The sequence below is a fragment of the Salinigranum halophilum genome, assembly GCF_007004735.1.
Classification (GTDB): domain Archaea; phylum Halobacteriota; class Halobacteria; order Halobacteriales; family Haloferacaceae; genus Salinigranum; species Salinigranum halophilum.
The window spans coordinates 629,105-646,974 of sequence record NZ_SSNL01000005.1 but is presented as its reverse complement, the minus strand read 5'-3'; the positions used below and the strand labels follow the sequence as shown (position 1 = coordinate 646,974).

The 17,870-nt window shown below is 67.8% G+C and carries 22 protein-coding genes, 1 tRNA gene and 1 rRNA gene; 9 read left to right on the top strand and 15 right to left on the bottom strand.

From position 1 onward, the window contains the following. The 3 genes from rrf to E6N53_RS15375 all read left to right on the top strand — a co-directional run. Nucleotides 1-89: ribosomal RNA gene (gene rrf, locus E6N53_RS15385) — 5S ribosomal RNA — on the top strand; the annotation flags it as partial. 168 nt (nucleotides 90-257) lie between these two features. Further along, nucleotides 258-333: transfer RNA gene (locus tag E6N53_RS15380), tRNA-Cys, on the top strand. A 150-nt stretch (nucleotides 334-483) separates the two neighbouring features. Continuing rightward, a complete protein-coding gene (locus tag E6N53_RS15375; RefSeq protein WP_142860421.1) occupies nucleotides 484-861 on the top strand; it encodes a type IV pilin domain-containing protein in 378 nt (125 codons plus the stop codon). A 214-nt stretch (nucleotides 862-1,075) separates the two neighbouring features. On the opposite strand, the gene E6N53_RS15370 is transcribed toward E6N53_RS15375, so the two are convergent. Then, on the bottom strand, nucleotides 1,076-1,456 hold the full coding sequence (locus E6N53_RS15370; RefSeq protein WP_136603565.1) for a winged helix-turn-helix transcriptional regulator: 381 nt from the start codon (nucleotides 1,454-1,456) through the stop codon (nucleotides 1,076-1,078). A 151-nt stretch (nucleotides 1,457-1,607) separates the two neighbouring features. Here E6N53_RS15370 and E6N53_RS15365 point away from each other — a divergent pair, with 151 nt between their 5' ends. Further along, nucleotides 1,608-1,931, top strand: a complete 324-nt coding sequence (locus tag E6N53_RS15365; RefSeq protein ID WP_142860420.1) for an ASCH domain-containing protein — start codon at nucleotides 1,608-1,610, stop codon at nucleotides 1,929-1,931. A gap of 75 nt (nucleotides 1,932-2,006) precedes the next feature. Beyond that, nucleotides 2,007-2,870: a hypothetical protein gene (locus E6N53_RS15360; RefSeq protein ID WP_142860419.1), complete on the top strand. Its 864-nt coding sequence runs from the start codon at nucleotides 2,007-2,009 to the stop codon at nucleotides 2,868-2,870. 36 nt (nucleotides 2,871-2,906) lie between these two features. Here the strand turns inward: E6N53_RS15360 and E6N53_RS15355 are convergent, their stop codons facing one another. Next, complete coding sequence (locus tag E6N53_RS15355; RefSeq protein ID WP_136592524.1) at nucleotides 2,907-3,320, bottom strand: MoaD/ThiS family protein; 414 nt, start codon at nucleotides 3,318-3,320, stop codon at nucleotides 2,907-2,909. A 98-nt stretch (nucleotides 3,321-3,418) separates the two neighbouring features. Then, a complete protein-coding gene (locus E6N53_RS15350) occupies nucleotides 3,419-3,778 on the bottom strand; it encodes a DUF7521 family protein (RefSeq protein WP_201741164.1) in 360 nt (119 codons plus the stop codon). A 175-nt stretch (nucleotides 3,779-3,953) separates the two neighbouring features. Between E6N53_RS15350 and E6N53_RS15345 the strand changes: the two genes are divergently transcribed. Next, nucleotides 3,954-4,691 (top strand): sporulation protein, encoded by a 738-nt coding sequence (locus E6N53_RS15345; RefSeq protein ID WP_142860418.1) that lies wholly within the window; start codon nucleotides 3,954-3,956, stop codon nucleotides 4,689-4,691. Between the two features lie 12 nt (nucleotides 4,692-4,703). On the opposite strand, the gene E6N53_RS15340 is transcribed toward E6N53_RS15345, so the two are convergent. From E6N53_RS15340 to E6N53_RS15310, 7 genes are read right to left on the bottom strand one after another with little or no spacing between them, the layout of a single operon-like run. Further along, complete coding sequence (locus tag E6N53_RS15340) at nucleotides 4,704-5,444, bottom strand: urease accessory protein UreF (RefSeq protein WP_142860417.1); 741 nt, start codon at nucleotides 5,442-5,444, stop codon at nucleotides 4,704-4,706. Then, nucleotides 5,437-6,042: an urease accessory protein UreE gene (locus E6N53_RS15335; RefSeq protein WP_142860416.1), complete on the bottom strand. Its 606-nt coding sequence runs from the start codon at nucleotides 6,040-6,042 to the stop codon at nucleotides 5,437-5,439. Before E6N53_RS15335 ends, E6N53_RS15340 begins: the two co-directional genes overlap by 8 nt. Then, nucleotides 6,042-6,977: an urease accessory protein UreD gene (locus E6N53_RS15330; RefSeq protein WP_142860415.1), complete on the bottom strand. Its 936-nt coding sequence runs from the start codon at nucleotides 6,975-6,977 to the stop codon at nucleotides 6,042-6,044. Before E6N53_RS15330 ends, E6N53_RS15335 begins: the two co-directional genes overlap by 1 nt. Further along, on the bottom strand, nucleotides 6,978-7,640 hold the full coding sequence (gene ureG, locus E6N53_RS15325; RefSeq protein ID WP_142860414.1) for an urease accessory protein UreG: 663 nt from the start codon (nucleotides 7,638-7,640) through the stop codon (nucleotides 6,978-6,980). Further along, a complete protein-coding gene (locus tag E6N53_RS15320; RefSeq protein WP_142860413.1) occupies nucleotides 7,637-7,966 on the bottom strand; it encodes an urease subunit gamma in 330 nt (109 codons plus the stop codon). The genes ureG and E6N53_RS15320 overlap by 4 nt, the downstream gene beginning before the upstream one ends. A 10-nt stretch (nucleotides 7,967-7,976) precedes the next feature. Beyond that, nucleotides 7,977-9,689 (bottom strand): urease subunit alpha, encoded by a 1,713-nt coding sequence (ureC, locus tag E6N53_RS15315; protein ID WP_142860412.1) that lies wholly within the window; start codon nucleotides 9,687-9,689, stop codon nucleotides 7,977-7,979. Nucleotides 9,690-9,691: 2 nt separating this feature from the next. Further along, nucleotides 9,692-10,072 carry an urease subunit beta gene (locus E6N53_RS15310; RefSeq protein ID WP_142860411.1) on the bottom strand — a complete coding sequence of 127 codons (381 nt, stop codon included), beginning with the start codon at nucleotides 10,070-10,072 and terminating at the stop codon, nucleotides 9,692-9,694. Between the two features lie 388 nt (nucleotides 10,073-10,460). Between E6N53_RS15310 and E6N53_RS15305 the strand changes: the two genes are divergently transcribed. Further along, nucleotides 10,461-12,371, top strand: coding sequence for an aldehyde ferredoxin oxidoreductase family protein (locus E6N53_RS15305; RefSeq protein ID WP_142860410.1), 1,911 nt, complete (start codon nucleotides 10,461-10,463; stop codon nucleotides 12,369-12,371). A 13-nt stretch (nucleotides 12,372-12,384) separates the two neighbouring features. Here E6N53_RS15305 and E6N53_RS15300 read toward each other — a convergent pair whose 3' ends face one another. Next, nucleotides 12,385-13,095, bottom strand: coding sequence for a DUF7504 family protein (locus E6N53_RS15300; RefSeq protein ID WP_142860409.1), 711 nt, complete (start codon nucleotides 13,093-13,095; stop codon nucleotides 12,385-12,387). A gap of 201 nt (nucleotides 13,096-13,296) precedes the next feature. Between E6N53_RS15300 and E6N53_RS15295 the strand changes: the two genes are divergently transcribed. After that, nucleotides 13,297-13,698 (top strand): DUF2237 family protein, encoded by a 402-nt coding sequence (locus E6N53_RS15295; RefSeq protein WP_142860408.1) that lies wholly within the window; start codon nucleotides 13,297-13,299, stop codon nucleotides 13,696-13,698. A gap of 192 nt (nucleotides 13,699-13,890) precedes the next feature. Here E6N53_RS15295 and E6N53_RS15290 read toward each other — a convergent pair whose 3' ends face one another. Beyond that, the gene (locus tag E6N53_RS15290; RefSeq protein WP_161596570.1) at nucleotides 13,891-14,868 is read right to left on the bottom strand and encodes a phosphotransferase family protein; all 978 of its coding nucleotides are present in this window, start codon (nucleotides 14,866-14,868) and stop codon (nucleotides 13,891-13,893) included. 84 nt (nucleotides 14,869-14,952) lie between these two features. Between E6N53_RS15290 and E6N53_RS15285 the strand changes: the two genes are divergently transcribed. Continuing rightward, nucleotides 14,953-15,477 (top strand): hypothetical protein, encoded by a 525-nt coding sequence (locus tag E6N53_RS15285; protein WP_142860406.1) that lies wholly within the window; start codon nucleotides 14,953-14,955, stop codon nucleotides 15,475-15,477. 14 nt (nucleotides 15,478-15,491) lie between these two features. On the opposite strand, the gene E6N53_RS15280 is transcribed toward E6N53_RS15285, so the two are convergent. From E6N53_RS15280 to E6N53_RS15270, 3 genes are read right to left on the bottom strand one after another with little or no spacing between them, the layout of a single operon-like run. Further along, a complete protein-coding gene (locus tag E6N53_RS15280; protein ID WP_142860405.1) occupies nucleotides 15,492-16,145 on the bottom strand; it encodes a helix-turn-helix domain-containing protein in 654 nt (217 codons plus the stop codon). A 57-nt stretch (nucleotides 16,146-16,202) separates the two neighbouring features. Beyond that, nucleotides 16,203-16,970, bottom strand: coding sequence for a sugar phosphate isomerase/epimerase family protein (locus tag E6N53_RS15275; RefSeq protein ID WP_142860404.1), 768 nt, complete (start codon nucleotides 16,968-16,970; stop codon nucleotides 16,203-16,205). Nucleotides 16,971-17,012: 42 nt separating this feature from the next. Then, on the bottom strand, nucleotides 17,013-17,768 hold the full coding sequence (locus E6N53_RS15270; RefSeq protein ID WP_142860403.1) for a 2-phosphosulfolactate phosphatase: 756 nt from the start codon (nucleotides 17,766-17,768) through the stop codon (nucleotides 17,013-17,015). Nucleotides 17,769-17,870 lie beyond the last annotated feature (102 nt).

The following is a 17,870-nucleotide window of genomic DNA, read 5'->3' as shown; positions in this document are numbered from 1 at the left end:
CCCATCCCGAACACGGAAGTTAAGCTCGCCTGCGTGTCGGCAAGTACTGGGGTGGGCGACCCCCTGGGAACACCGATTCGCCGCCTCCACTCATACTCGTCCTTCACTCGTCTCGAGCCAGTGGCTCGGGGTTCGATAGCCCCTCACGGGCGCGGTGTTCGTGGGGGGTTTCGTCTTTCGAAGCTTCCACCCCCGGCGTCCGACCACCTCGCCCGAAGCGTGAGGCTTAAGCGCCTCACCGGAGTAGCTTCGAGCGCGCCAAGGTGGCAGAGTCCGGCCTAACGCGTCCGCCTGCAGAGCGGATCATCGCCGGTTCAAATCCGGCCCTTGGCTCTCCTTCGCGGTCACTCACTCCCCGAGCGACAGCCGACGAGGTGGAGCGACTGACGGCCGACGTTTTTGTACGTTCGCCGTCGATATCGCTCTGGAGATGATTTCCCCCTCGTCCGACCCGTCGTGGCTCTCAGACAGCCGTGAGTCCCGATGATCGACGACGGTGACCGGCTGTTGAACCTGTTCGGCGTCGCGATCGCACTGTTCATCGTCGTCGGCGTCGTCGGGGTGGTCGTTGCGGGCCTCGGGGGACCATCGGTGGAGATCGCGGACGCGCCCAGCGCGACCTGGTCGCTTGAGCGACTCAACGACTCACACGTCCAGCTCACACACCGCGGTGGCGATCCGGTCGAGGCCGCCGACCTCGTCGTGACGGCTGACGGGGTGCGCCGCCGCGTCTCGTGGAACGGCGTCGTCAGCGACGGTGACGCCGGGGTCGTCCGCGCCGACCGAGGCGTGCTCGTGCAGTTGTACTGGACGACTGACACCGGTGAGCGCGTGAAGCTCCAAACCTGGGACGACCCCTGAACCGGGCGTGAGTCCCTGGTTCACCATGCCGATACTGGTGATTTTTGTCATACGGGGCTCCGCCGCTGCAGTGGGTAGACGGGTCTCACTCCTCGGCCAGCGACTTTCCCGTAAGAGTTATGATAACCATATGGTAATGATACGTTGGCGGCCGTCGACTCTCTCTTGACCGGCTGCCGAGTTGGGTGTCCCCTCCCCCAACTCTCCATACCACCTACGACGTGAGCGATCCGACCGCTTCTGTCGCGGACCCGTCCTCGGCGAGCCACTCGTTCGCCCACGACTCGATCGCGTCGAACACCGGTGCGAGCGACTCCCCCTTGGCGGTCAACGAGTAGTACGTCGCGACGGGCGCGTCCTCCTCGAGACGCCGGTCGACGAAGCCCGTCTCCTGGAGGTCGTCGAGGACGCGCGAGAGCGTCCGTGCGCTCGACCCCGTCGAGCGCTTGAGTTCGTTGAACCGCTTCTCGCCCTCTTGGAGGTCGTGAAGGACGATGAGTCGCCACTGTGAACCGATCTGTTCGAGCGAGTCGATGACGACACACGCCTCTTCGCTGTAGCGGTCGTCGGCGTCCGCCGTCTCTCTCGTTGCCATACCTCCGGTACGGATGCGAGATATATAGTGATTCGTTTTAGAATCAGCTAACAGTTTGATAGCTACTCGGTTCGGGACGTCGGCCTGTCCGTAACGCTTCGTGTCTGCGCGCGGCCGCGGGTTTTTCACCGCCGAACCCTCGCGTATCAGTATGGCAACGATCGATGCCGGTGACCTCCTCCCGAACGAGCGTGTCGAACAGATGGCGCTCGCGGGGACACTGACACAGTTACACCGCGGTGACCGCTACGCGGACGAGGGCGACACGTTCGACATCGACGGCACGACTTTCGTCGTCACCGCGGTCGACGAACGCAGCCTGGGTGACCTCACCGACGCCGACGCCCGCGCCGAGGGCTCGGAGGACCTCGACGCGTACCGACGGCGACTCGAGGCCGTCCACGACTCGTTCGAGTGGGACGACGAGTCACCGGTGGTCCGACACCGGTTCGAGCGGCAGCGCAGCGAGGAGTGAGCCGACTCCGGGCGGGGCAACCGGCCGGCGGTCTGTTCAGAAACCGTTATACACCGCGTGGCCCATCGTCCGACTATGCAACGACGCGCCGCGGCAATCTACGTCGCGTTCTTCCTGGTCGTGGGTGCGGCGTCGTACTCGCTCATCGCGACCGCCGAGGAACCGACGATCGGCTTCGAGAACCCCGAACACGCGCTCGAACAGGGTGACGAGTTCACCATCGACGGGCAACAGTACACCGCAACCACGGTGAACACCGAAGTGGAAGAAGAAAGCAGCGACCACGGTGGCACCACCGTCACGGTTACCCGCACCGCGGCGTTCGCGTGGACAAACCAGTCTGCGCTCTACACCGAGACGTGGGACAACGGCTCTACCGTGACGTACGAGAACGACGAGTGGGACGTCGTCATCCCGAACGCGTCGGACCCCACGTCGGCCACCCTGCGTGAGTCCATCGACCGCGCGGGCATCCTCGCCAACGACACCAACGCGGACAACGAGACTGTCACCCGCGACGGCCAGGAGTTCGTCATCATCACCGAGAACAACTCTTCGACGCTCGTTCCCGCCAGCGAGTACTTCCCGACCCCCGAGACCCAACAACTCTCCGAGAGCCAGACGCTCGACTACAACGGGAACCAGACCCGTGTCGACGTCGCGACCGACGCCGTGACCCTCTCGTGGAACGCGCCGCAGGAGAACACTGTCGAGGTCGGTGACCAGGCCAACGTCACCCTGAGCGGTCAGACCTATCTTGCGTTCTTCCAGACGAACGACACGGTCGTCCTGACCCAGGACTTCGAGAGCTACCGCGCACAGAACGACGACATCGACCAGTTCACCGAACAGAAGAACGGCCTCTGGGGCGTGACCATCCTCTCTGGTCTCTGCATCGTCTTCCTCATCGGTCTGGCGTTCCTCCCCTCGCGGTACTGAGCCGCCTCGACGTTCTCCCTCGCTTCTCCGGCCCGTTCAGCAGCAGAACATGAACGGGTAGATGAGCGCGACGCGGTCGCCCGCTTCGAGCGTCGTGTCCAGTCCGTCGAGGTTCTCGTTGAACCGACCGTTGACACAGACCCTGGCGTAACAGCGCGTGTTCTCCCCTTCGGGGTTCTTCCGCCAGCTTCCCGGCGGCTCGTCGACCGGTGCCCAGCCGTGGGCGGTCGCTTCCGCGTCCGTCTCCGCGATGAGCAGGTCGGCGACGTCGTACTCGGCGAAGAACGCGTCGAGGAACTCACGGAGGGTGTCGCCTCGGAACGCGAACTCGAGTTCGTGCGTGCCGATGGCCGTCCGGACGTGTCCCGTGCATCGGACCGTGACCGTCGTCTGTCGGGGGTCGGTCTCTTCTGTCTCGGTCGTCTTCGCCGTCGTCGGTGTCGTCTGCATACACGACCGTACGCTCCGTACCGTCCTCAGCGCCGTCCCGAACATGTTCGTCCCGGGACGCGTAACGACGGCCGGCTCCGGATGTGTTCCAGTCCGTTTCAGTTCACGCCCCGTCGGTGTCCCTCCCGTTCGGAGACGGTGCGACTGGCCGCAGCGGGGGAATCTTCCGCATCGTCGACGCTGAGGTACAGCGAGTAGACGAGGACGCCGAAGCCGGCGGCAGTGACGAGACTCTCGATTCCGACGCCGAGGGCGAACCCGACGTCGGCGATGTGGTACAGTGTCCCCCCGAGCGCGGACCCCACCGTCACGAGGCCGAACCCGACCATCAGTGCTCTGAGCGCCGGTGCTCGCTGTCGACGGAACGCCCGATACGCGAGGAAGGTGATGAGCGCACCCAGGATGAGCGTCACCGTCTTCGTCACCACGAGGAGGACTGTCGCGTCGTTCACGTTCATTGCTGCACGAACACCTCTGGTCGAAGTGTCGTCAGCTCGGTATAAATACCGTCCCGGCGGTTTCAGCCAACTGGGAACGCCGGTACCGACGCCGACGTCATCCGCGTCGGTCGCTCCGGGCGCGCCCTCCGGCTGACAGAAGACATATCACTGTGGCGACCACGCCGTTCGGTGCATGAAGAAGGTCCTCGCGAGTATCGGTATCGGCAACGCGACCGTCGACACGGTGTTGGCCTCGTCGACCGTCCAGCCGGGACAGTCTGTCGACGCCGAGATTCACATCGAGGGTGGGTCGGCCGAACAGTCCGTCGACGCGGTCGAACTCGATGTCGAGACACAGTGTGCGACCGACGACGGGTACACGGAGGTCTCCGTGGGTCGACTCCGTCTCTCGGACGACTTCACCGTCGAACCGGGAGAGAGCGACGTCCGGACGGCGACCATCGATATCCCCTACGCGACACCCGTGACACTCGGCCGCGTGCAGGTGTGGGTCGAGACTGAACTCGACATCGCGATGGCGGTCGACCCCGACGACCGAGACCATCTGGAGGTCGACCCGACCCCGCGGATGCAGGCGGTGTTCGACGCCATGGACGACCTCGGCTTCTCGTTCCGCGCCGCCGAGTGCCAGGTGGACCGCGCGGGGCGCTACGCGTCCGGGCAGTCGTTCGTCCAGGAGTTCGAGTTCCACGCCGCCGGCGGCCCATTCGGCGGCCGGGTCGACGAGGTCGAACTCGTCTTCCTCCCCGCGGCCGACGCCCTCACCGTCTTCGTCGAGGTCGACCGCCGCGCGGGCCTCCTCACCGAACTCGCGGACGCCGACGAGCGCACGACCTCCGTCAGCGTCGACTCGACGGACGCCGCGGTGGTCCGCGACCAGCTCCGGACGACGATCGAACGGTTCGCCTGACGACGTCCCCGTTCAACTGACGAACAGCCGGCGCTCGGCGCGTTCGTGCCCCATCCCCATGACGTCGACCAGCGGGGCGAACGGTGCCATCGTCTCCGGGTCGCGCCCGGCGTACGTCTCACACACCTCTCGCATGACCGGCCGCAACGCGGTGAGGATGCGCTGTGCGTCGGTGTGGGTCAGGCGAACGAGTCGCTGTGCCGCTCCGAGCAGTCCGACCACGAACGAGTGACAGGCGAGCAGACACGCCTCCTCCCGTGCAATCCCCTGTCGCCGAGCGACGAACCCCAGCGCGACCGCGTGGTTTCCGGGGACGGAGTCGTCGAGGACGCGGCCGTAGTACGCGTCGACGAGCGCGTCGTCCGTCGTCTCGGCCACCAGTTCGAGCAGACGCCGACCCGAACTCTCCGAACTCTCGCGGAACTCCTTCGGAAGCGTCACCGACTGCTGGCGCTCGTCGACGGCGGCGAGCGCGTCGAGAATCGCCTCGTCGTCCGCGTCGGCTCGGCCCGTCCGGTCCCACGCCGCGGCGAGGGCGACGACGTCGCAGGGGCCGACCTGCTGTCGGAGATAGTCGTGGAGGAGCGCCTCGAGGTCCGCGGCAGTCTCGACCCGGTCCGTCGCGGCGAACTGTTCGACCCCGTACGAGATGGTGTACGTCCCGACCGGGAGGAACGAGTCCGCCAACTGGAACGCGGCGAGTGACGCGCTCGCGTCGCCGCCGTCTTCACTTCCGTGGTCGTGTTCACTCATCTGTCGTCTCTCTCGTCATGCTCCTGAGTCTGTCGCGCGTCATCGTGGTGGTGTCTCCGTGCGTGTGTCCGTGGTCGTGGTCCGCGTGGTCGTGGTCGTGTGAGTGACCGGGGTCCGCGTGACTATGCCCGCTCGCTCCGCCGCCGTGGCCCGTCTCGCTCTCGTCGAACAGCGACGGTTCGACGGCGTCGACGCGCACCTGCGCGTCCGCCGGCAGGTACGGTTCGAGGAACTCGATTCGTCCCTCGGCGTCGCCGCCCGTGGGGACGTACACCCGCCCGTCGTGGGCGACGAGGTCCCAGTGACGGTTGCCGACAGCGTGCCCGGCGACGACCATCGATGCGGGGTCGGACCTGCCCGCGAACGAAACGACGAGCGCCTCGACGGCCTCCAGCTCGACGACGAACCGCTCGCCGTCATCGGTCTCGAGGACGTCGCCGGCCGACAGCACCCGCGCACCGTCGACGACGACGCCGACCTCCTCGTCGGCGCTCGTCCGGGTTCGGAACCGCGAGCGCCGCCGCTGCGTCTCGTCGACGACGATGCGCCCCGCGTCCGCCGTCCCCTCGGCCTCGACGGGACCGTGTGCGACGCGCATCAGAACTTCCTCGTGTCCGGCGCGCCGGCCCCGACGAGCGCTTCTCGGGCCCGGTCCCACACCCGGTAAAACCGCGCCGTCGCGTCGCTCGAGCGGTCCCCGAGCACGCGGACGACGACGCCAGACTCCCGCGGAAGGACCGACGCGCCGCCGACGGCCGATGGGTCCGCCTCGTCCCCGTCGGACTGGACGCACTCGTGGAGGTCGTCCGCCAGTTCGGCGACGTCGTCGTACCCGGGCGCGACGACGTAGAACGTCCCGACCACTCTGAACTCGCCGAACAGCCCCGGCCCGCACAGGTGGTCTCCGCCCTCGAGTCGGACCGCGTCGGCGAACAGGGTCTCGCCGTCGCGCTGTGCCTCGACGCTCGTGTGCAGGCGCTCGAACGCGAACAGTTCGTCGCGAGCGAGTCGACCCGGGACGACGACGTCCGCGAACAACACCGCCGCGTCGGGTGCGAGGTCGATGTCGACCTGCTGCCAGAAGCGTGCGTCCTCGTGGAGGATGGTCGGCTCGGGCAGGTACTCGAGGTAACCACCCTCGCCGACTGCGATTTCCGTCGTCGAGGCTCCGTAGTTGCGCTCCATCCGGAGGACCTTCGTCGCGCTCCCGGTCGAGACGTGCGCGTACGCGCCGGCTTCGACCTCGATGGTCGACTCGTACCGGTCGCCCTGTGCGATACCGCCCGTCGGGTCCTGGACGTACGCGGAGGCGATGTCGGGCATCGCCTCGTCGTGGTACAGCCCCCCGGTGAGGTGGAAGGGAACCGTCGCGCGGTCGTACACCAGCCGCGACTGGCCGTCGCTCCCCCGGGCGAAGCGGAGGTCGAGCGTTCCGCCTTTCCCGACGGCACCCGCGGGCGACTGTGCGAGCGACTCCGCCGCGTACGACCGGAACTCCGGCGGCGGGCCCTCGGTGCTCGTCGACGTCGCCATCTACGCGAACAGCACCTCCCGTTCGATGTGTGCGGCGACCGCTTCGATGCCCGTCTCCTCCTTGCAGTTGGTGAGGACGTACGGCCGTTCTCCTCTCACGTCTTCGGTGTCGCGCTGCATCACGTCGAGGTCCGCGCCCACGTGTGGGGCGAGGTCGGTCTTGTTGATGACGAGGAGGTCACAGTCGACGACGCCCGGGCCGCGCTTGCGGGGGATGTCGTCGCCTTCGGCGACGGAGATGACGTAGATGAAGTAGTCGGCGAGTTCGGGGTTGAACGTCGCCGCGAGGTTGTCGCCGCCCGATTCGAGGAGCACGAGGTCCAGTTCCGGGTAGTTCTGGGCGTACTCGGTCACCTTGTCGAGGTTCATCGTCGGGTCCTCTCTGATTCCCGTGTGGGGGCACGCGCCGGTCTCGACGCCCTGCACGAGGTCGTCGGGAATCTCGCCCGCGAACGCCTCCTTCAGCACCATCGCGTCCTCCTGGGTGAGGATGTCGTTGGCGATGAGGCCGACGGTCCGGTCGTCCGTCTTGAGGTGCGGAACGAGACGCTCGATGAGTGAGGTCTTCCCCGAACCGACCGGCCCGCCGATGCCGACGACGGGAACGTCCCGATAGGTCCGCGGGCGATTCGTGTCCTCACTCTCGCCCTCGGTGCGGCTCACTCGCCCACCTCCAGCGGTTCGTCTCTTCTGATGGGGTCGTGGATGGTGACGAGCTTCGTCCCGTCGGGGAAGGTGGGCTCGACCTGGATCATGTCGATCATCTCGGGGACGCCCTCCATCACGTCCTCGCGGGAGAGCAGTTCGGTCGCCTCCGCGCGGATGTCCGCGACCGCCTTACCGTCGCGGCCCCGCTCGAACACCCAGTCGGAGATGTACGCCACTGCCTCGGGGTGATTGAGTTTCAGCCCGCGCTCCTTGCGGCGGCGGGCGAGCTCTGCGGCCATGAACACGGTCAGTCGTTCTTCGTCTTTGGGGGTGAGTTGCATTGGTGTCTTCTCAGAGCGTGTACCGCTGTGCCAGGGGAATCTCCTCGGCGGGCTCACAGGTGATGACCTCGCCGTCGATGGTCACCTCGAACGTCTCGGGGTCGACGGCGATACCCTCGGGGCAGTAGTCGTTGCGGACCATGCTGTCCTTCGCGAGGCTCCGGGTCCCTTTGATGGGGACTACCTCCTTCGTGAGACCGTACTGTTCGCCGACGTCGTTGTCGAACCCTGCTTGCGAGACGAACGCCAGGCTGAGGGCGTTCTTGGCCTTGCCGACAGCCCCCGCACGCGGCCGCTGTTTCATCGGCTCGCAGGTCATCAACGAGCCGTTCGCTTCACCCATCTTCGACAGCGCGGGGAAGCCCCCTTTCATCACGAGGTCTGGCTTGATACCGAAGAACGCGGGGTCCCACAGACAGACGTCCGCGAGCTTGCCTCTCTCAAGCGAGCCGACGTAGTCGTCGATGCCAGCCGTGATGGCGGGGTTGATGGTGTACTTCGCGATGTACCGGAGGATGCGTTCGTTGTCGTTTTCGGAGCCTTCGTCGCCGGGGAGCGGTCCCCGCTGTTTCTTCATTTTATCCGCTGTTTGCCACGTCCGACAGACGAGTTCGGCCATCCGGCCCATCGCCTGCGAGTCGGTGGTCATCATGCTCACCGCACCCATGTCGTGGAGGACGTCCTCGGCGGCGAGCGTCTCGTGGCGGATTCTGGACTCGGCGAAGGAGACGTCCTCGGGGACGTCGGGGTTGAGGTGGTGACACACCATCACCATGTCGAGGTGCTCGTCGAACGTGTTGGTCGTGAAGGGCATCGAGGGGTTCGTCGACGACGGCAGGGCGTTAGGTTCACCGACGAGTTCGAGGATGTCAGGGGCGTGGCCACCACCCGCGCCCTCGATGTGGAACATGTGCATCGTCCGGCCGTCGATGGCGTCGAAGGTGTCCTCGACGAAGCCCGCCTCGTTCAGCGTGTCCGTGTGGATACACGTCTGGACGTCCATCTCGTCGGCCACCTCGAGACAGGTGTCGATGACCGCCGGCGTCGAGCCCCAGTCTTCGTGGAGTTTGAGGCCGACCGCTCCGGCTTCGACCTGCTCGTACAGCCCCGGCTTCCCCGAGGAGTTGCCTTTTCCATAAAAACCGACGTTGATGGGCCACGCCTCGGCGGCCTGGAGGAACCGCTCGATGTTCACCGGACCGGTCGTCACCGTCGTCGCGCCGCCGCCGTAACCGCCGCCGAGCATCGTCGTGATACCCGACGCGAGCGCGTGTTCTGCGAGCTGAGCGCTGTTGAAGTGGACGTGGATGTCGAGCGCGCCCGCGGTCGCGATGAGGCCCTCGGCGGGGTAGACGTCGGTCGAGGGGCCGACCACGAGTTCGGGGTCGACGCCGTCCATCGTGTTGGGGTTGCCGGACTTCCCGATGCCCGCGATGACGCCGTCCTTGATGCCGATGTCGCCCTTGACGATGCCCACGACGGGGTCGATGACCGTCGCGTTCGTCAGCACCCAGTCGAGCGCGCCCTCCTCGGCGGTGACGCCCGGGGCCATCCCCATTCCATCCCTCAGCGTCTTGCCCCCGCCGAACACCGCCTCGTCACCCGGCGTCCCCAGGTCGGCTTCGACTTCGGCGACGAGGCTCGTGTCGCCGAGGCGGACTCGGCTTCCCTCGGTGGGGCCGTACAGGTCGGTGTACTGCTTCTTCGAGAGTTCGCGCGCCACGGTTATGCCCCCTCGAAACCGCCGTCGCGGGCCCGCTCGAGCGCGTCCGCCGGCGCGCCCTTGCTCGTCGCCCCGTTCGTCAGGTTGTTCAGCCCGCTCACGCGGCGTTTCCCGCCGAACGCGACGAGGTCGACCTCGGTCTCTTCGCCGGGTTCGAACCGCACCGCCGTCCCGGCCGGGATGTCGAGTCGCATGCCGAACGCCTCCTCGCGCGCGAACGACAGTGCCCGGTTCGCCTCGAAGAAGTGAAAGTGCGAGCCGACCTGGATGGGGCGGTCGCCCGTGTTGGCGACGTCGACGGTCGCGGTCTCGCGCCCCTCGTTGATGACGATGCTCCCCTCGCCGGGGTCGACCTCGCCGGGGATGAGTCTCTGTTCGTCCATTCTATACGCTCGTCTCGAGGTCGGGCTCGTTCGTGGTCATTCTTCTGTATGAACGTTCGTCGGGCGTCTCGGTGATAAATACTTTTGACCGTTCAATATCTGCTCTTTCGTCACACGAACTGTCGCTAATCGGATTTTCTCCTCGACGCAGTCCGGTTCGAACTGTCTCTCTCGACGGCTGTGTTTCACGCATCTGTCCCGCGAGGAACCGACATCCGTGACGTTCGTGCAGTCTACTCGCGGCCCGTGTGCGGCAGGCGGGCGAGGAGAGAACTTATGTCCTGGCTCCACATCCCCGTCCACACACGCTTCATCCGTGCGGGACGTTCACAACACCCGACAAGAGGACACACATGACACACGAAACTCCACAGTTCGAGATAGGGTCGTGCGGGCAGTCGACGCCGGCGGCTGCGGTGGGCAACGGGGGACCGAGCCAGTGACAGACGCGCTGCCCCCCGTCTACGGTGGCGAGGTCCTCCACGTCCACCTCGACACCGGCGCGGTCGAGACCGAGCCCATCGCGCCCGCGGACGCCCGTCGCTTCCTCGGCGGGAACGGCCTCGTGGCCAAGGCCGTCGCCGACCACGTCCCTCCCGCGGCCGACCCCTTCGACCCCGAGAACGTCGTCGCCTTCGGCGTCGGCCCGCTGAACGCGACGCCGTTCCAGAGCACTTCCCGGGGTGTCGTCGGCTTCGTCTCGCCCATGACCAACGGCTTCTTCGACAGCACGTTCGGGGGCACCTTCCCTCGCGCGCAGAAGACGACCGGCTTCGAACTCGTCGTCCTGCACGGCCGTGCCCCCGACAGCTCCTACGTCGTCGTGAGCGAAGACGGCGCTCGCATCGAACCGGCGGACGACCTCGTCGGGCGAGACACCTACGAGACCTGTTCGGCGGTCCGCGACCTGGAGGGAGTGGGCCACGACACGCACGTCATCGCCACCGGCCCCGCCGGGGAGCACCAGGTCCGATACGCCTGCTTGCTCCACGAGTCGAAGCTCCGAGAAGGGGTCGCCGGGCGCGGGGGTGCCGGGGCCGTGCTGGGCTCGAAGAACGTCAAAGCCGTCGCAATCCGGGAGGGCTCGTTCGAGCCGGAGATCGCTCGGAACGACGACCTCCGCGAACTGACGGCGAGCCGCATGGCCCCGCTCATGCAGGAGACGACGATGCTCCAGAACTACGGGACCGCCGGGCTGGTGAACCCCATCAACGAGATGGGGAAGCTCGGCCAGCGGAACAATCAGACCGAGCAGACCGACGCCGCCACGGCGGAGCAGGTGAGCGGTGAGACCCTCCGCGAGGCGTACGTCACCGAGGACACCACGTGTGCGAACTGCGCCGTCCGCTGCGGGAAACACGTCACCGTCGAGTCCGAGGGCGTCACCGACGGGAAGATACCCGAGTTCGAGAGCCTCTTCGGGACCGCAACGATGCAGGACGTCTACGACCTCCCCCGGGTGGTGAAGGTCAACGACCTCTGTGACCGCCTCGGCATGGACACCATCAGTTTCGGCGTCACCGTCGCGTTCGCCCGCGAGTGCTTCGAGAAGGGACTCCTCTCGGAGACGGATTCGCCACACCTCGCGTTCGGGGACGCGGACGGGCTCGTCGAGTTGACGCGCCAGACCGCCCACCGGGAGGGGTTCGGCGACCGACTCGCGGACGGGTCGTTCGCGCTCGCGCGGGACCTCGGCGGGGAGGCCGACAAGTACCTCCACGGCTCGAAGGGGCTCGAGTTCGCCGCCCACTCCCCGCGGGGGCTGAAGGGGATGAGCATCGGCTACGCGACAGCCACCCGCGGCGGCTCACACCACGACACCCGCCCCACGCTACAGTACGGGAGTGAGGAGCCGTTCACGCCCGAGAACTCCCCCGAGTTCGCGGCGCGCTCACAGCACTTCACCGCGCTGGGCGACTCGCTCACCCAGTGTCGGTTCGTGAGCGAGGGCGGGTGGGGGAAGACGGTGAACGACCGCTACCGCGACGTCATCAACCACGCGACCGGCTGGTCGCTCTCCACGGGAGACGTCGAAGCCATCGGCGAACGCGTCTACAACCTCGAACGACTCATCAACGTCTCCCGCGGGGTCGCGAGCCGCGAGGCGGACACCCTCCCCCACCGCGTGATGCACGAGCCCATCCCCGACGGACCCTCCCAGGGGATGTACTGCCCGCCCGAGGAACTGGAGCGGATGCTCGACGACTACTACGCGTTCCGCGGGTGGGACGACGACGGCGCTCCGACTTCCGAGACGCTCGACCGACTCGACCTCGCCGAGTTCGCCGGACTCGCCTGACCCGACACGCGTTTCAGACCGTCGGACGGCCCCCGGCGACCGACGAGAGAAACTCCGACAGCGAGAACGAGCGCCGCGTCCTGCTCGTCCGGACGTCGACCGCGTCCTCGTCGGGACCCACCGTCACGTCGACCACGCTGTCGAACAGGTGCGCGAGGGTCGCTACCTCCCGTTCGGTGTGGGCGTCGGCGTGGATGACCTGGATGGTGACGCCGTCGACGGCTCGCACCCGGCTGTTCATGACGTGCAGGAACCGGTAGACGCGCTCGAGGCTGTTGTACTGCAGGAGCGTCGAGAGGCTGTCGACGACGACTCGGGGGCGTCCCCCCTCGGCGTGGACGGCCGAGAGCGCGCGCGTCGTCGAGATTCCCAGGCCGGTCAGGTCGTTCGGCGACGAGGCGTACCAGGTCCGTCTGTCGCCGCCGTCCGTCCGAATCACCCTCCCGGAGAACTGTGAGCGCACCGCGTCGACCACGTAACAGTCGTCGCTCATCTCGGCACCACCCGCCGTCCCGAACTGTCGCCGGATGCTCGCCGCGTCGGCGGTGGCGGAGACCACGACGGGCCGCTCGTCGCCCGCGAGCGCCGCGAGCAGTCCGAGCGCGAGTGTGCGTTTCCCCGCGAGCGACGGGCCGCGGACCAGCACGTTCGTTCCCGGCCGAAACGCCGCCACTGTCTCGCCACCCGACGTCGCCGGCCGGGTCGCGTCTCGTTCCTCTCTCATGTTGCTTCCACAGTTCGAGTAGTCTGATATAACGATATGTGCGACTGAATCAGTATCGAGAACGAGAACCGACCGCTCGTGACGGACCCGCCGTGTCTCGGTCTCGGCTGCACGGCCGCTTCGGTCCGTTCCGAGCCGCTTCCGCTCCCCGCCGGTGACCGACGCCAGCGGACTTTTCTCCGGCGAGGCCGAGCGACACGCATGCGCACTGACGGAAACGCCGACGAGGAGGAAGCGAACGTCCTCGGCACGGCACTGGCACCCTGTAGCCGCGCCCCCGAGACGGGCTACCTGCGCGACGGACACTGCCGACATCTGCCGTCCGACCGCGGACGCCACGAGATGTGTGCCGTCGTCACCCAGGAGTTCCTCGAGTTCAGCCGCGACCAGGGGAACGACCTCGTCACGCCCCGTCCGGAGTTCGACTTCCCCGGGCTCCACCCCGGCGACTGCTGGTGTGTCTGTGTCGGGCGATGGCTCGAAGCCTGCGAGGCCGACTGCGCGCCGCCGCTCGTCCTCGAAGCGACGAGTGCGGCCGTGCTGGACGACGTTCCGCTCGCGACGCTCCGCGAGTACGCACACGACGGTGAGACGGAGGAGTGAGGCCGCGGGCGACTGCCTCGTCAGAAGACGCTGGCGACGGCACCGACCGACGAGAGGACCATCATGCCGACGAAGACCAGCGCGATGAGCTGTTGTCTGTTCATACTTCGCCTCTCGGCCGGCCGGACTTGAAGCCACGGGTCCGGTTCTCAGGCCTGAGCCTGCGACCGTCGACGACCCCAGCTGACCGGGTTACTCGTACGCCCGGAGCCGTTCGAGGTCCGTCTCCAGTTCGTCTCGGAGTCGCGTGGCGAGGGCGTCTGCCTGTGCGGGTTCGTCCCCGGCCCATCGGTGGAACGACCGCATGCTCGCGAGTTTGTACGCGACCCGGTAGAACGCCCGACGGCGCTCCCACCCCGCTTCGAGGCTCCGCCGCTCGCGGTAGCCGGCGGTGACGTGCGGGCGCAACTCGTCTCTGACCCTCCGGTCTTCGACCTGGCCGAGGAGGAAGTTCTTCTCGAACTGGAAGAGGTCGTACTCCGCGTGGCCCGCGACGGCGAAGCCCCAGTCGACGACGCCGACGAGTTCCGTCCCACGCGCGAGGAGGTTCCCGGGCGCGTAGTCGAAGTGGAGACAGACCGGGTTCGGGTCGACGTCGAGGAACGCGTCCGGCGTCAGCGCCGTCGTGAACGTCCCGCGCAGGTCCGAAAAGCGGCGCTCGTCGAGTTCGGCCACCCACTCTTCGACGAGCGCCGCGAGGAACGCCGGCCACGACGCGTGCGGCTCCACCCGAACCTCCCCGTCGACGGCCCGCAACGGCCCGCTCGACGCGAACTCCACTTCCTGGTGGAGGGTCGCCAGCGCGCGCCCGGCCGCTTCCAGCAGGGTCGCCTGGGCCTCCCGCGGAGAGGCGGCGAACCGTCCGTGGAGGTCCGGCGCGTCGACGTACTCGGTCACGTGGTACGGCCGCATCGTCTCCCCGGTGACGTCGCTCGCGAGCACGCGCGGCACCGGGAGTGACGTTTCGGTCCGCACGAGTCGCATGAGCGCCGGTTCGAGCGCGAACGCCCGCTCGTACCACGTCGCTCGGGGGAACGCGACGACGACGGTCCGCGCACGCAGGTCGACCCGGTAGGTGTCCTTACACCCTCCCGAGAGCCGCGTCACGGCAGTGACGTCGCTGCCGAACTCGCGGTCGACGACGGCGGCGACGGACGCTGGCACTTCCACCTCTTCTGGGAGGGACGGCGGCCACAAACGCCTGTCGGCGACCGAGCGGATACAGCTATGACACTCGCCGTGGTTCTCTCACGTATGGACTCCGAGGTGACCCACCCCCGAACGCTCGCACTGTTCAGAGTCGTGCTCTCCCTCGCCGTTGTCGTCGCCGCCCTCAGTCTCGTCGGCGTCGGCCTCTCGGTCCTCGGGGCGGCGTTCGCCCTCGCCGGCCTCTCGCTCCTCCTGACGGGCGAGGTGAACGCGCTCGGTCTCGCCCTCCTCGCCGGCACCGGGCTCTTCGCGACGGTCGGTCTCGCGACTGCGGTCGTCCTCGTCGCCCGACGGGTCGACCGCCGCGTCACCGACGCCGTCCGACGCCCCGACCCGCTCGACGAACTCACCCGCCAGTACGTCGCGGGCACCATCGACGAGTCGACTCTCGAGCGCCGCGTCGAGCGCGTTCTCGCCGGCGACACCGCACGGAAGCGCCCGCTCGTCAGACGCCTCCTCGGGTCGGCGTCCGCCCGACTCTGGCGTCGTCGAGTCGTGCCCCGCACCCGACCCGTCCAGTCCGACGGCACCGCCCGCGACCGGGACCTCGAGCGCGAACTGACGCCGTGAGTCGTCCCTCCCCTTTACCTCGTCCTCGCGTCGACGCCCGATGACGACGCGAACTCCTTCAACACCCGTCCCTCGATGCGGTGAAGCCGCTCGCTCAGCGTCGACTTCGCCAGGTCGAGTTCGTCGGCGAGTTCGGTGAGCGTGCACGCTCTGGGCGTGTCGTAGTACCCGCGCTCGACGGCCGTCGCGAGCAGGTCGCGCTGCCGTGCCGTCAGCACCTCCGACGAGTCGGGCGACTGCCGGAGGAACTCGACCTCGTACGACAGCCCGAACGACTCGAGTTGGCTCGTCAGCTCGGACAGCCGTGACTGCGCCGCCGTCACCTCCAGGCTCGCCCGCCCGGCGACGATTTTCACCGGGAGTTCGAGGGGAATCATCGAGTTGCGGACGGCCGCGAGCAGGAACGGTTGGGTGGTCTCGAACTGGACGAGCGCCTCGCTGTCTCCTGCTTGCAGGACGTCGATGTCTTCGATACCGTGGTGGCGTTCCATGGCGGTCAGGACGCCCTGTTGCTCCTGTGACGTGAGTTCGAGGAGTCCGACTCCCGCCGTTGCCTCCTCGGTCGGCATCGCGGCGAGGACGCGGAAGACGGCCTCGGGGTGCGCCGCCGACACCTCGCCGATCCACGTCGTCGGTGGCAGGTCGACGACCAGCTTCGCGTGCGCCATGGCGTCACGTACGAGCGCCGTGCACAGAACACCATCGCCGGCGACGCGTGGGACTGCCTAGTCGTCCGTCGGCCCCGCGACGCAGCGCTCGATGTCGGCCAGTGATTTCATCTCGAGGACGTTGTACGGCGCACCGACCGCCGCCCCGACGGACCGGAACGTCGGGAGCGGGTCGTGGTCGTCGTCGGCCCCGTCGTTGTCGTGGAGGTGCGCGACGGTGATGCGGTCGCCGAACCGGTCGACGAACGCCCGGTAGTCGACGCCGGCGACCTTCGCGTGGCCCACGTCGAGTGTCACCCGCACGGAGTCGACGCCGACGTCGTCGAGCAGGGCCGCGAGACGCTCGGGCGTCGCGGTGTTCCGCCGCTTCGAGGAGGTGTCGCGCTGGTTCTCGACGCAGAGGGGGACGCCGACGTGCTCGGCGTATCGCCCGCACGTGCGGAGCGACCTGACCGCCCGTTCGCGTGACTGCCGTTGGACGCGTTCGGGGTAGCGCGGCCGCGCCGACCCGCCGTGGACGACGACCGCCGCCGCGCCCGCCTCGGCCGCGAAGTCGAGTGAGTCACACACCGCCTCGACGGTCGCCTCCCGCAGACGCTCGTTGAGGTTCCCCAGGTTGCAGTCGCGGTACGGCGCGTGGAGCGTCACGGTGACGTCCGCCTCCGCGGCGACCCGGCGCACGCGCGCCGCGGATGGGGCATCGGGGTGGGTGTCGAGGTAGCCCTGTCGGAGCTCGACGTGCGAGAGGTCCCGGTCGCGGAGGAACGCGACGAACGCCTCGAACGACTGGTCGTAGCGGAGGTCGAGCGCGGCACCGAATCTCATCGTCGGGTGGAGGACGTCGAGCGATATAGCGGTTCGTCCCGTTCAGTCCGAGGCGGGGCCGCTCCCGTGTCGCGCCACGTCGACGAGCGCCCGCCCGTCCAGCCGGGGCACCGCCTGGCGACTGTCGAACGCCAGCGCGTAGTCGTGGACGTCGCGCCGACGGAGGTCGTTCTTCTCGGCGTAGTTCGGCCCCTTCGCGACCTTCACCTGCTGGGCGAACACCGCTTTCTCCGCCGCCGAGAGCTCGATGCCATCGAGCGCGCGACTGATGAGCGTCGCTCCCACGTGGTCTTCGAGCGCGACAGACCCCTGCGAGCCGGCGCTGACGAGGTAGGTCGGGCGGTCGCGGTCGCGGAGGTGTGTCGCGAGCGCGCTCGCGTTCATCGTCGACCCGACGTACACCGCGCTCTCGTCGTCGAGTGTGGTTCGGAGGCGGGCGACGGCTCGGCCCCCGTTCGAGGAGGTCATCCCGACCGGCCGGCCGGCGACGTCGACCCCCTGCACGTAGCTCGGCGAGTTGAAGAAGTCGTAGCCGGGTTCGGGGTCGTACGCGGGCGTCGCGCCGCCGCCGATGCGGGCCTCGGGGTTCGCCGACTTGAACGCCGGCTCCTCGCCGCGTTCGTCCGTGATGTGGACGGACGACGCACCGTTCTCGAACAGTTCGATGACCGTGTTCGAGAAGTGTAACACGTCGATGACGACGTAGTCGCCGACGGGCGGGGTGCTCGGAATCTCCTCACAGCGCGCGATGAGCCGGCTGTCGAGCCGGTTCGTTCGTGCGTCGTCCGCGACGGTCATGCGCCGTCCTCCCCGACGACGTGTGTTCTCTCGACGACCGGGCCCGACCGCGTTCGGACGTGCCGGCACCGGCGGTGTCGTTCGCTTCTCCCCCGTGAGAAT